At 62.2% G+C, this 12,878-nt stretch carries 13 protein-coding genes; 9 read left to right on the top strand and 4 right to left on the bottom strand.

The features are described 5' to 3' along the window. Positions 1-47: 47 nt before the first annotated feature. The 5 genes from araB (at position 48) to DFO47_RS20010 (ending at position 5,661) form a co-directional block, all read left to right on the top strand. A complete protein-coding gene (gene araB, locus DFO47_RS20030; RefSeq protein WP_133832775.1) occupies positions 48-1,787 on the top strand; it encodes a ribulokinase in 1,740 nt (579 codons plus the stop codon). Next, positions 1,784-2,497: an L-ribulose-5-phosphate 4-epimerase gene (locus tag DFO47_RS20025; RefSeq protein ID WP_133832774.1), complete on the top strand. Its 714-nt coding sequence runs from the start codon at positions 1,784-1,786 to the stop codon at positions 2,495-2,497. The genes araB and DFO47_RS20025 overlap by 4 nt, the downstream gene beginning before the upstream one ends. Positions 2,498-2,527: 30 nt before the next feature. Beyond that, positions 2,528-4,048, top strand: coding sequence for an L-arabinose isomerase (araA, locus tag DFO47_RS20020; protein ID WP_133832773.1), 1,521 nt, complete (start codon positions 2,528-2,530; stop codon positions 4,046-4,048). Between the two features lie 6 nt (positions 4,049-4,054). Next, positions 4,055-5,068, top strand: coding sequence for a LacI family DNA-binding transcriptional regulator (locus tag DFO47_RS20015; RefSeq protein ID WP_133832772.1), 1,014 nt, complete (start codon positions 4,055-4,057; stop codon positions 5,066-5,068). A gap of 98 nt (positions 5,069-5,166) precedes the next feature. Continuing rightward, on the top strand, positions 5,167-5,661 hold the full coding sequence (locus tag DFO47_RS20010; protein WP_133832771.1) for a ribose-5-phosphate isomerase: 495 nt from the start codon (positions 5,167-5,169) through the stop codon (positions 5,659-5,661). Positions 5,662-5,905: 244 nt separating this feature from the next. Here the strand turns inward: DFO47_RS20010 and DFO47_RS20005 are convergent, their stop codons facing one another. Together DFO47_RS20005 and DFO47_RS21385 are read right to left on the bottom strand one after the other, a co-directional pair. Then, positions 5,906-6,316 (bottom strand): DUF6228 family protein, encoded by a 411-nt coding sequence (locus DFO47_RS20005; protein WP_133832770.1) that lies wholly within the window; start codon positions 6,314-6,316, stop codon positions 5,906-5,908. A gap of 4 nt (positions 6,317-6,320) precedes the next feature. Then, the gene (locus DFO47_RS21385; protein ID WP_243835565.1) at positions 6,321-6,734 is read right to left on the bottom strand and encodes a hypothetical protein; all 414 of its coding nucleotides are present in this window, start codon (positions 6,732-6,734) and stop codon (positions 6,321-6,323) included. Positions 6,735-6,756: 22 nt separating this feature from the next. Between DFO47_RS21385 and DFO47_RS21380 the strand changes: the two genes are divergently transcribed. Next, positions 6,757-7,311, top strand: a complete 555-nt coding sequence (locus DFO47_RS21380; protein ID WP_243835564.1) for a hypothetical protein — start codon at positions 6,757-6,759, stop codon at positions 7,309-7,311. A 496-nt stretch (positions 7,312-7,807) separates the two neighbouring features. Here the strand turns inward: DFO47_RS21380 and DFO47_RS19995 are convergent, their stop codons facing one another. Continuing rightward, positions 7,808-8,161 carry a helix-turn-helix transcriptional regulator gene (locus DFO47_RS19995; protein ID WP_133832769.1) on the bottom strand — a complete coding sequence of 118 codons (354 nt, stop codon included), beginning with the start codon at positions 8,159-8,161 and terminating at the stop codon, positions 7,808-7,810. Beyond that, positions 8,154-9,278 carry a tyrosine-type recombinase/integrase gene (locus DFO47_RS19990; RefSeq protein ID WP_243835563.1) on the bottom strand — a complete coding sequence of 375 codons (1,125 nt, stop codon included), beginning with the start codon at positions 9,276-9,278 and terminating at the stop codon, positions 8,154-8,156. Before DFO47_RS19990 ends, DFO47_RS19995 begins: the two co-directional genes overlap by 8 nt. Positions 9,279-10,086: 808 nt before the next feature. Between DFO47_RS19990 and DFO47_RS19985 the strand changes: the two genes are divergently transcribed. The 3 genes from DFO47_RS19985 to DFO47_RS19975 all read left to right on the top strand — a co-directional run bounded on the left by DFO47_RS19985 (position 10,087) and on the right by DFO47_RS19975 (position 12,834). Then, positions 10,087-10,860, top strand: a complete 774-nt coding sequence (locus DFO47_RS19985) for a hypothetical protein (protein WP_133832768.1) — start codon at positions 10,087-10,089, stop codon at positions 10,858-10,860. 230 nt (positions 10,861-11,090) lie between these two features. Beyond that, a complete protein-coding gene (locus tag DFO47_RS19980) occupies positions 11,091-12,008 on the top strand; it encodes a hypothetical protein (protein WP_133832767.1) in 918 nt (305 codons plus the stop codon). 94 nt (positions 12,009-12,102) lie between these two features. Continuing rightward, positions 12,103-12,834 (top strand): hypothetical protein, encoded by a 732-nt coding sequence (locus DFO47_RS19975; protein ID WP_133832766.1) that lies wholly within the window; start codon positions 12,103-12,105, stop codon positions 12,832-12,834. Positions 12,835-12,878: the final 44 nt, after the last annotated feature.

Below are 12,878 nucleotides of genomic sequence, written 5' to 3'. Positions count from 1 at the left end.
GTTAGCGATAACAAATAACTTCCTCTAATCGAACGGAGAAACTTCTTATGGACGCAATCGAAAGCGCCGACTACTGCGTTGTCGGGGTGGACTATGGAACCCTTTCGGGCCGTGCCGTGGTGGTGCGGGTCCGCGATGGCAAGGAACTTGGGAGTGCGGTCCACGACTATCCACACGCGGTGGTCACCGATGCCCTGCCCCAGGACACAGCGGGCGACGACGGCGCCCGGCTTCCCGGCGAATGGGCACTTCAGGTGCCCAACGATTACCGGGATGTCCTGCGCAAGGCTGTCCCCGCGGCAGTTGTTGATGCGGGGATCGATCCCGCTGCCGTCGTCGGGATTGCCACGGATTTCACTGCCTGCACCATGGTGCCGGTGAAGGCTGACGGGACTCCCTTGAACGAACTGCCCGCCTTCGCCAACCGCCCGCACGCCTATGTAAAGCTCTGGCGCCACCATGCTGCGCAGGGGCAGGCTGACCGGATCAACCGGCTCGCTGCCGAGCGGGGTGAGGACTGGCTGCCGCGCTACGGAGGACTGATCTCCTCGGAATGGGAGTTCGCCAAGGGCCTGCAGCTGCTGGAAGAGGATCCGGAGGCCTACGCCGCCATGGACCATTGGGTGGAGGCGGCCGACTGGATCGTCTGGCAGCTGTGCGGCCGCTACGTCCGCAACGCCTGCACCGCCGGGTATAAGGGCATTTACCAGGACGGCCGGTACCCGTCGGAGGATTTCCTCGCGGCCCTGAATCCGGACTTCAAGGACTTCGTCAGCTCCAAGCTGGAGCACACCATCGGTCGGCTGGGTGACGCAGCGGGCACTCTCACCGCGGAGGCTGCTGCATGGACCGGCCTGCCGGAGGGAATCGCCGTCGCCGTGGGAAACGTTGACGCGCACGTCACCGCCCCGGCAGCAAAGGCAGTGGACTCCGGCCAACTGGTTGCCATCATGGGAACCTCCACCTGCCACGTCATGAACGGTACCGAACTGCGCGAGGTACCCGGCATGTGTGGGGCAGTAGACGGAGGCATCGTGCCCGGGCTGTGGGGCTACGAGGCCGGCCAGTCCGGCGTCGGCGACATCTTCGGCTGGTTCACCAAGAACGGCGTCCCGCCCGAATACCACCAGGCCGCCAAGGATGCGGGCCTGGGAATCCACGAGTACCTCACCGAACTGGCCTCGCGGCAGGCCATCGGGGAGCACGGCCTCATTGCACTGGACTGGCACTCGGGCAACCGCTCGGTCCTGGTGGACCACGAGCTCTCCGGCATCGTGGTGGGCCAGACACTGGCCACCAAGCCGGAGGACACCTACCGGGCGCTGCTCGAAGCCACAGCGTTCGGTACCCGCACCATCGTGGATGCGTTCCGTGACGCCGGTGTCCCGGTTAAGGAATTCATCGTCGCCGGCGGCCTGCTCAAGAACAAGCTCCTCATGCAGATCTATGCGGACGCTACCGCCCTGCAGCTATCCACCATCGGCTCCGAGCAGGGCCCGGCCCTGGGCTCGGCGATCCACGCCGCCGTAGCCTCGGGCGCCTACGCGGACATCCGCGAAGCCGCCGCCGCCATGGGGGCCGAACCCGGCGAGGTGTACACCCCGATCCCGGACAACGTGGCCGCTTACGACGAACTGTTCCAGGAGTACAAGACGCTGCACGACTACTTCGGCCGCGGCAGCAATGACGTGATGCACCGGCTGAAGGCCATCCAGCGCAAGGCCGCCGGCACGGTTGTCCAAACGTCCGGTTCACGGACCGCAAGTGGCGTGGAGGTGTCCGCATGACCGCCGGAACCGGTGTAACCCCGGCGATCCTGCAGACCATTGCCCGGATCCGTGAGGAAGTGTGCGCCCTGCACGCCGAGCTGACCCGGTACGGGCTGGTGGTGTGGACGGCAGGGAACATTTCGGCGCGGGTGCCAGGTACCGACCTGATGGTGATCAAGCCCTCCGGAGTCTCCTACCAGGACCTGACCCCGGAGCAGATGATTGTCACCGACCTCCACGGCGTCCCGGTGTCGGGAAACAACCACGGCGACTGGGGCAACCCGGCCCTGTCGCCGTCCTCGGACACTGCAGCGCATGCCTACGTGTACCGGCATATGCCCGAGGTGGGTGGTGTGGTGCACACGCATTCCACCTACGCCACCGCCTGGGCAGCCCGCGGTGAGGCCATCCCGTGCGTGCTGACCATGATGGGGGACGAGTTCGGCGGTTCCATTCCGGTGGGCCCGTTCGCGTTGATCGGGGATGACTCGATCGGCCACGGCATCGTGGAGACACTGAAAAACTCGAACTCACCGGCGGTCCTGATGCAGAACCACGGCCCGTTTACCATCGGCAAAGATGCCCGGTCCGCCGTGAAGGCGGCCGTGATGTGCGAGGAAGTGGCCCGCACCGTGCACGTCGCCCGGCAGCTCGGTGAGCCCCTGCCCATCAACCAGGACCACATCGACTCCCTCTACGCCCGTTACCAGAACGTCTACGGCCAATAACAGGCCCGAGAACTTTTTCCAGGAGAATCCATGAGCACCGCAGCAAACACCTCCCTTGACGGCTACGAGGTATGGTTCCTTACCGGCAGCCAGCACCTCTACGGCGAGGAAGTCCTCAAGCAGGTGGCCGCCCAGTCGCAGGAGATCGCGAACCAGCTGAACGCCTCCTCCACAGTCCCCGTGCGGATCGTGTGGAAGCCGGTCCTGACCGATTCCGATGCCATCCGCCGCACCGCCCTGGAGGCAAACTCGGATGACTCGGTCATCGGCGTGACGGCCTGGATGCACACCTTCAGCCCTGCCAAGATGTGGATCTCCGGCCTGGACCTGCTGCGCAAGCCACTGCTGCACCTGCACACCCAGGCCAACCGCGACCTGCCCTGGGCGGACATCGACTTCGACTTCATGAACCTGAACCAAGCCGCGCACGGCGACCGCGAGTTCGGGTACATCCAGTCCCGCCTGGGCATCGCCCGGAAGACCGTCGTCGGGCATGTCTCCAATCCCGAGGTGGCACGCCAGGTGGGTTCCTGGCAGCGCGCCGCCGCCGGCTGGGCCGCCGTTCGCACCCTGAAGCTGACCCGCTTCGGTGACAACATGCGCAACGTCGCCGTGACCGAAGGCGACAAGACCGAGGCTGAGCTGCGCTTCGGCGTCGCGGTCAACACGTGGTCCGTCAACGAGCTCGCGGACGCCGTGCACGGCGCGGCGGAGGCCGACGTCGACGCCCTGGTGGCGGAATATACGGACCTGTACGACGTGGTGCCGGAGCTCCGCGCAGGCGCGGCCAGGCATGAATCGCTGCGGTACGGCGCCCGGATCGAACTGGGCCTGCGCAGCTTCCTCGAAGCCAACGGCTCCGCCGCTTTCACCACCTCCTTCGAGGACCTGGGTGCGCTCCGCCAGCTTCCCGGCCTGGCCGTGCAGCGGCTCATGGCCGCCGGGTACGGCTTCGGCGCTGAGGGCGACTGGAAGACCGCCATCCTGGTGCGCGCCGCGAAGGTGATGGGTGCCGGCCTGCCCGGCGGCGCCTCCCTGATGGAGGACTACACGTACCACCTGGAACCGGGGTCCGAGAAGATCCTGGGCGCCCACATGCTCGAGGTCTGCCCCTCCCTCACCGCCTCCAAGCCGCGCCTGGAAATCCACCCGCTGGGCATCGGCGGCAAGGAAGACCCGGTCCGCCTGGTGTTCGACGCCGATGCCTCCCCGGGTGTCGTCGTCGCCCTGTCCGACATGCGGGACCGCTTCCGCCTGGTGGCCAACGCCGTCGACGTGGTTCCCCTGGACCAGCCGCTGCCCAACCTGCCCGTGGCCCGCGCCTTGTGGGAGCCGAAGCCGGACTTCGCCACGTCCGCCGCCGCCTGGCTCACCGCCGGCGCCGCGCACCACACCGTGCTCTCCACCCAGGTGGGGATGGATGTGTTCGAGGACTTCGCGGAGATCGCTAAGACCGAACTGCTCACCATCGACGAAGGCACCACCATCCGCCAGTTCAAGAAAGACCTGAACTGGAACGCGGCCTACTACAAGCTGGCCGGGGGGATCTGACCAGAGATGGTGCGGCGGCCGAGGCTTGAGGATGTAGCGGAGCTGGCCGGGGTGTCGCACCAGACGGTGTCACGGGTGGTCAATAAACACCCGAATGTTAGTGCGGGTACCAGGGAGAGGGTGGAGGCGGCGATTGCGCAGCTAGGGTACCGCCGCAACACAGCTGCCCGGAGCCTGGTCACCCGGTGCTCGCAGACCATCGGGGTCCTGGCCAGCGAGTTCTCGCAGTATGGGCCAGCCAACACGCTGCTGGGGGTGGAACGTGCTGCAAGGGACGCCGGCTATTTCGTCAGCGTAGCTGCCCTTCGGGAGGTCAACCGGGACGCGATCCTGGCTGCCGTCCGGCACTTCATGGACCAGTCGGTGGACGGGATCGTGGTGATTGTTCCGCACCTGGAGACGCCGGCAGCGCTGGCCGCACTGCCTGTCGGGGTGCCTGTGGTGGCAGTGGGACCTGTCGGAAACGATGCGGTTTGCGGGGTTAAGGTGGACCAGCGCCGTGGAGCCGAGCTGGCCGTGCAGCATCTGATCCAGTTGGGGCACACCAGGATCGGACATGTGGCAGGGCCGCAGGACTGGATTGACGCGGTCGCGCGCGCGGACGGCTGGCGGTGCGCCCTGGCTGCGGCCGGACTGGACGCCGATCTCATGATCGAGGGGGACTGGAGTGCCGGCAGCGGGTATGAGATCGGCCGGCGGGTGGCGGTCACCCGCCGGGCCACGGCCCTTTTTGTGGGCAACGACCAGATGGCCCTCGGGGTGCTGCGTGCCCTGAATGAGGCCCGGATCAAAGTGCCACGGGACGTTTCCGTGGTGGGCTTCGACGACCAGCCCGAAGCCGCCTACTTCAGCCCCCCGCTGACCACCATCGGGCAGGACTTCGAAGAACTCGGCCGGCGGTGCATGGACATGATGCTCAGGGCACTGGGCGGTACGGAAGGACCGCGGACGCTGGAGATGGAACCAAAGATTATTCAGCGCAACAGCACTACCACCCCCGCGCTGCCCATGTCCACGTGAAAGTAGGAAATGGATTTCGCCACTTACTCTGGCGGCAGATCCAAGGTGCTATCCAGAGAACAGAAATTAACCGCGAACAGACAATTGGAGTGTACGGCGTGGCAGCCACAGCAAGCTTTCCTCGTATCCATATAGCCACTGACCATGCGGGAATGCAGCTGAGCGCGCATCTCGTAAATCATTTGACGGCTAAAGGCCATGACGTTGTTGACCATGGCCCGCTGCAGTATGACCCTCAGGATGACTACCCGGCGTTCTGCATCCGTGCCGCCCTCGCCGTAGTTGCCGACCAGGAGTCCGGGAAACATGCCCTGGGAATAGTCCTTGGCGGCTCAGGCAATGGCGAGCAAATCGCTGCCAACAAGGTCAAGGGCATCCGAGCGGCACTCGCATGGAATCACTCAACAGCAGTCCTGGCCCGGCAGCACAACGAGGCTAACGTCTTAGCGCTCGGCGGTCGACAGCATTCGGTAGCTGAGGCAACCGCGTTGGTCGAGGCTTTCTTGGAAGAGCCATTCAGCAACGACGAACGCCACAAGCGCAGGATCAACAAGATCGCCGCTTACGAAAACTCTGGTGAGATCGTCGAGTAAATGGCACACCGTGACACGCGTAGTCACCTTGTTTCGCGATCTACGCCAAGAGTCCTTCCCGTCGTACGCCTACGTCACCGCACCCCACCAACTCTTCAAGGCGTGCCACAAGACGTCGTTCTGGCTCATATACACGACAGTCATAGGAAACTGGCAGAGGCGGGTATTCGTGAGCCGGGAGTACCTGCCCTGTCCGAGAAGGTGATGAGAATCTGTCCCAGGGCTGAGGAGTAATTCCAGAAGCTCACGGTTTTGGGGCGGCCAGCAATTCCCGGAGTGCCTCCACTGCTTCAGTCAGTTCTTCGCCGGGATCTAATGTGAGTTCTCCCTTGGCCGCCCATGGAGTCGGGCGGTCGAGCTCCCCGAGCTCGAGGGAGAGCCGGACGTGTCCGTCGTGCTTCGCGGACAGCCGAAAATCTCCCTCCAGAGAGTCGAAGTTTTTGTTCCCGTCCCAGCCTCGCCAATTGAGTGCGAGCTCCTCGAAAAAGGACAGCAGCCCCGACCAGCCGTCGAAATCGTAGACATTTTTGCTGGCTCGAAGTCCTTGCAGTTCCGCGGTGACCGTCAGGTTATCTATAGTGCCGTCCGGGCTGCGAAGTGTCCCTTCAACGCGGAAGTTGAGCGCGCCCTGATGTCCGATTGCCACCTCATTCATGACCTCATTCTCCATCAGAAGCTCGAACGGTCTGACTCGTTCGCTGTTGGTGGGCCGCCGCCATGTATTGGGCGTAAGCGGCGGCCGAGTCTATGGCGTGGCGCTCGATGGTCGTGGGGGAATATCCCAAGGTCTCGGCAATGATGGCCACGGGTGCGAGCTTGGTGAGTTCGTGGAGAGTACCGAGCCTCGCCGCCCGTGTGCTGAACAACTTGCCGAGACGGGTCGTGAGGTGTCCGGGATGGATGTGTCGTCCGGGAGAGGCTCCGCGGAACACCCATCTGGTGTTGGGGTGCGAGGCGGTCAGGTCGTGACCTGGGTTCGCAGAGAGTTCGCGCCACGGCTTGTCCAGTGGATCCGGCAGTCCGATCTGGATTGTCCCGAGCTGGATGGTGACCAGTTCTTCGGTGATGGTCACGTCGTCCCAGGTTAGCCGTGCGATGTTTTTCAGCCTGTTGTCCGAAGAAAAGGATGAGGATCGCGGCGGCCCTGTCACGCGTCTCCAGACCGTTGTCGTGGATGACTTGTTTGAGCGCTTGGTCTTGTCCGGGCTTGGCGAGTCTTGGGCTGGTGCCGCGGCGGTGCGGGACGATGGTGAGCCCAAGTGGGGCGGCCTTGGTATTGATGGCCCATTTGAGGAAGCGCCCAGCGATGCGTCTGGTCGTCGGCCCCTCGGCTTGCCAAACATCAAGGTGGGACTGCTGCAGTTCCGAAAGTTTGACGTCATGACTGGTGAGCCAGTTCAGGAGGTCGATGGCGACGGTGACTTCCTGCTTGGCACGAAGGTAGGTGCCGCGGGTGACTTCATCCATGAGATTCATGCGTCGTTGGTGATGCCATCGGATGTAGCGGCGGGCCACGTCAAGGTTCTGCGGGTCACTGACGCGTTCCAAGGCTTGCGCGGCCCAGCTGTCGTATCGCAACAGGAAAGCATCACGTTGGGGGAGTACCCCGTGTTCGATGAGGAGTCCTCGGACGTATTCGCGGGTGCGTGAGTCGGGTAGTTCGTCGAAGATTTCGTGGCTGATTGCGGGTGCGGCCGCGAGGGTTCGCAGGAAGGCCGTGACGTGCTTTTGTCGGATCCAGGTCATGCCGCTGTTGGCCCGCTTCATCGACTTCAGTGCAGCTGCCAGTGGGATCAATTCCGTGGCCATGGACCCCGTGTCCGGGTTGGTAAGCAGGTTGTCTACGACGTCGCCGAGGACGCAGGTCCAGCAGCGTCCACCGGTATAGAGTTCGTCTTCGGCGCCGCAGCCCTCGCAGTCGACGTTGAGCCGAACGCCCGAGCAGCTGCGGCATGCCGGCTGCTCATCGATAATTCCCGGCAGGACACCTTCGTGTCCGCATTCGCAGACTCCCCGGGTGCGTTTTGCCTGCTGATAGCAATAGCCGCAGACTCCACCGTCCGGCCACCGGGCGACGGTTTGGTGGTGCTGGCCGCAGCGGCCGCAGGGGACCGGCCACCGGATCGGGTCCTCTGCTTTGCGCGGCCTACTCACCGTCCTCGGAAGCGACGAGTCGGACCCGTCGAGCGATCGGGTTGCCTGGTTGAATGCCTAGGTCTTCGCTGCGTTTCGGGGCGTTGGCTGTCGCTGCGGCGCGCATCTCAACGAATGGTTCGAACAGGTCGTTTGGTGTGCAGTCCAGAATGTCGCAGAGCGCCGCGAAGGTCCTGGCCGGAATGCGCTCCGGCGTGGACGTGACCAACCTATAAACCTGGCTTTCGGAGAGGTTGATGCCACGGGATTTCAGGAGCGGCATCAGTTCGGTGGTCTTCCACAGGTTCTGCTTTGCCATCAGGGCTCGCAAGTTCCAGCGGTAGCCGATCCGGCGCTGTTCAGACATCTGGGTCCTCCAAGTTCGCGATGCGACGTGCAATCATCTGCTGCACGGTTTTCTGCTTGAAGTCCGACGATACCGAGGTGTAGAGCCCGGTCGTCGAAGCATAGGAGTGGCCAACCTGAGTCTGCACGAAGGCGGCGTCGTAACCGGCTTCGATCAGGTGGGTCACGTAGGAATGTCTGAGGCAATGCAGGCCCAGCTCCTGTGGCAGGCCGACGGCATCCCGTGCAGCGGCGAACGCATCCCCGAAGGAGCCCAGCGACATTCGGGCCCCACGCTCGCTCGGCCAAAGAGCCGAGGACCGTTCAGCCGTCGGGAACTGCTGGCGCATCCCGCCGATTGTCCAAGTCTTGAGCTGGTCCACGACCCAGTCGAACTCCGGCACGGTCAAGACGGTGCGTCGTCTGGGTCCTGAGCCTGCCGTGCCTTTGGCGAATCGAACCTGGACTGCTCCGAACCGGCCGTAGTCGCTAACGTGCGGGTTCGGGCCGAAGTCTTCCAAGTCCAGCATGGTCATTTCGCGTCGGCGAAGCCCGTAGGCATAACAGACCTTGAATGCCACCGAGTCCCGGAACAGTGGCAGCCAGCGTTTGCTGCCGGCGGCATATTCCCTGTCGACAAGGTCATCGATGTAGTCGAACAGCCGCTGCAGTTCCGCCTTGGTGAAGGACCGTTTCTTCGTCGGGACGGCATCATCGGTGGTATGCCTGGGCATGTTCCACTCGAAGCAGATCTGGCTCGGAATATCGCCAAATGTCCGTTCGCAGAACTCGCCCCACCCGTAGCCAGGATGCGTCAGGTAAGAGCAGAACATTGCCACGGCGTTGCTGTACGAGCGCAACGTCTTCAGGCTGATCGGTTTCTCGCCGGAGCGCAGATCGGCCAGGAAGTCATCAATGTCAGCCGGGCGCCATTGCCACGGAAAGTCACCCGTAAACCGCTGAAAGCGTTCCAGCAGCTGGCAGCGCTGCTCGATCGTCTGTGTCGTGAGGCCGCGTGCCAGCATCTGCGCCCGCCAGCCATCAAGCATGGCCGTGAAAACCCGCTCATCAGCCCGGAACAGCCCAATGTCCGGATCCACCAGCATCCGCGGGACGAAACCCGGAACGGCACCACGCACAACGACCCCTAAACCATGGAAACATGCATTAGATGCAGGAAACCTACAGCCCTAAGCGATCGGATGGCAAACTCGGCAATGGCGCCAGGGACAAGCGACTCCAGCAAAGGCCGGTTGACCTGCGGAAACGTTGAATTCGTTGACGGACGGGAGTTGTCGCAGCTACTTCTACTCCCGTACTTTAATAGCCGATAATGGATATTCCGTAAAGCTGGGGGAGTGGGTGACGTTTGAGTGTGTTGTGATGAACCGGCCCTTGGGGTATGCGTGACCACGTAATTTGGTGTGCTTGGTAATCTAGAGAGATACGAACAGGCCTTCCCTTTTGCGACTGTCACGGAAGTCGTATGAATATGGAGATAGCTCAAGAGGGACCTCTGCTTGCGGCAGGGGTCTTTTCTTTTCGGGTGCGGGTAACAGCACTGCTGGTGGCATGCGTCGTCGGTTAGGTTTGGACCGACTGCTAACCTCGGTAAAAGGTAGGAACGTACGCTGCTCCGCGTAACCGAAACTTTTGACACGACCAGCTATCGTGATTCTTATCGGCATTCCAAGGAGCTAGGCTGCAGACCGCGCCATCGCGGCCGTTGAATATGTAAGGGCGGACCGGCCTACTGCCTGAATAACCTTTGAACCTCTGCAACCGCAGGGGTTCTTCTTTTTAAGTACAGAAAGGAGGCGGCCTCTTCGCCCCAAGCCAGCATCAAAATAATCCCCCCTCGAAGGACCGTCCTCTGGACGGTCCTTTTTCTTTCGCGCTTTTCGAACATCCAGGCGTCGCAAACGCCTTCAAACACTGGAGGTAATCATGAAGTCACACCCATATGCACTCTTCATCAACTGGACCGCGGCGACTTTCATCAAGGAGCGTCGGCAGCGTGCCGGGCAGTCCCAAGCGACTCTCACCTGGCTGAGGGCTTATGGCATTACAGCCGCAAGAGTCGACGCCTTCCTGAGACTTAGCCGCGAGCACTCCGCCACGATGCCCAACGGGTTGGTCCTGGACATTCTGGAGCTCAGCAGCTCAAAGGTGCGCCAAACGCTGAAGGACGAATATCTTCTCGACGCACTGCTCAACACGTGGAGTGCCGTGGCCGATGTCTACGGCAGGACAGCTGTCCCTGCCGACCGAGAATTGGCCAGACTACAGCTGCTAGTAGAAGCCGGCCACGCGCTAATCATGGCACAAGGCATGGAATATCCCGGAGCAGAGACATTTCTCAGGAGGTACTGGATGGAGACCGATCTGCTAGACCTTTCCCGGATCCACAAAGGCACACCGGGTTTCAAAGATGTCGGCAGGGACCTTGAGTACATCAAGTGGCTGAGAAAGGATCTTCCGAAGAGGCTGGCTCCTGTGCAGGCCGTGGAGCAACCGCTATGTGTGAAGCCAACTTCCGTACAGGGGAAAAGCCCGAATCCTTCGGCAAACCAGCGCCAAGGCACCTCCACGTCCGCCCAGGACGAGGACCGGCTGCCGACCCTACCGACGAGCAGTCGGCATTGGCGTGATCCGTCTGCAAACGCGACCTATGGATTGTTCGGAAACTGGCGCGACCATTGGGACAACACGTTGCCATGAACGAGATGGACTCATGCCACTGTCAGGGAGTCCCTGTATCGCCCGCCGTGGCGGTGGGAGACCTTCTATTGGCCTTCCTCGCGCCGGTAGATCTGGGGCCGGCAGGGACCCTATTCGACAGGTAAAACCGGCCCCTTTTCGGGCCCTCCCCCGGACATTTTCAAACGCCGATAATTGACCATCGTCAACCTGCCGCTTCGAACCGAGTTGACGCGGATACGCTGTATCCCATGGATGACGCGCCCTCGAAATATTGGCTAGGCTACAGCGGAAATGGGGCTGAATGGGCCCTTGCTGACGGTAGAGATGCCGACGGCCATCACGCTGACTGGCCCTACTACCAAGGGCCACCAGGCGAATTGAACGCACTGCTCGATCTCTGCCAGTACCCGCACGGTACGGACCTACTCGTTGTTGACGACATCGACCAGGTCCTGCTGCTCGTGGTGGAGCCGCGGCGCCGGGATATAGCGCACGATCTTTACGCTGCTGCGTGGCATGATGACCTGAAATCCCTACAGGATAAAGGCCTCATCGAAAGCGAAGGACTCTCCTGGGGAAGCATTGACGAGTGGCGCCATCGCAGATGGATGAACGCTGTTGGTGAGGGCGAAGGGCTCTTTTTCGAGGCGGCCGATGGCACTTTAGTGCCGATCCCGGAGTCAGTTGTGGAGCCGCGTGATCCCGAGGATTCCTTTAGCGAGTACGAGACGACGTGGCCTCTCATCAGAGAGGACGCGACCCGGATCAGGGTTACCGACGAAGGCTGGGCCAGGATGGAGGAATTCCTTCGGGACGCCTTGACCTTAGGACCGGATCTGAGCCGCATTTCTACCCTCTTGAAACTGGGATTCGCTGATACGGCAGTGAGGGAGGCCACTGTCAAGCTCGAGTCAATGCTCAAACGTCGGCTAAATACAGACAAGTACGGAAGGGCGTTGATCTCCCTAATTGATTCACGCCTGGAGCAAGCCGGCATCGACTCCACCTATCGGAGAATCGTGGTCACCCGCTTGCGTACGGTGTATACGTTCGTTCGGAATAAGTTTGCGCACAACACCGACCACCATCTTCCGGTGTCGGAAGCTAACGCCTTGTGTTGGCGGATAGCCAGCCTTTACGACAGTCCAGTGTGGGACGAAGTTTGATTGTCGTTAAGGTGACAGGGCGTGAGGCGTCATACGGCGACTGCTCCGGTTCGGACTCATAGGATAGTGCCCTGAACTTAACGAGGGGGCATTGATGTTCGACCGAAACGCTGACTACCCGACCGCTGTTGCCAGTAACGATGACGAAGGCATCAAGGCGGCCATTGGTTGGTGTTTGCAGCACGCGAAGGCTGGCGACACGATCTCCGTATGGACCCACCTCAAGTCCAACCTCAAAAACCGGCCGGTTCTGGACTCTTTTGTGCAGAGGCACCAAGATGTCGAGCACATCACCGGGCGCGGGGGAGGCGTACCTGCCGGTGTCGGACCGGTGCTCATGGCTTGGCCCGATATGCAGGAAATAGGCGAGCTGGTGCGCTACTCAAGTGGAGTAAAGGCCCTGTGCGTCATCAGCTGGAACGACCGCCTGCGTCCCTGGGTCGCTGCCACAAAGCCAGTCATCCTAGGCGACGGCTCCGCGTGGGCGGACGAAGAGGCGGGCCCCGGCCTCGACCCCGTCCTGATCGAGGCACTCAAAGGTCTGACGCTGACTGTCAACCACAACAACACGATCTCGGCGGGATTCGAAAAAGACCAGGTGGTCGGCGTCCTGCTTGCCCTACGTGACGCTGGCATCCCCATGGACGCGGACGCGATCCAGGGCTGGGCCCTCGCTCATGGCTGGTCCGGGAAGAACCCGGAGCGCCTGGCACAGTACGTCCGAGACATCAATGGCGGTAAGCGGCCGCGCACCCGGAGCGTAATCCGTGGGGACTACATCGAAACGCTTAGGCGACGGGCGGCGGCAAACGACGAGCACGGGTAATTGCCGGAAACAGGGCCTTTCGGGGTTCTCCCCCGTCCGTGCAA

Source organism: Arthrobacter sp. AG258 (assembly GCF_004364695.1).
Taxonomy (GTDB): Bacteria; Actinomycetota; Actinomycetes; order Actinomycetales; family Micrococcaceae; genus Arthrobacter.
Note: the sequence above shows the minus strand (reverse complement) of the source record. Positions and strands in the feature narration are given on the sequence as shown.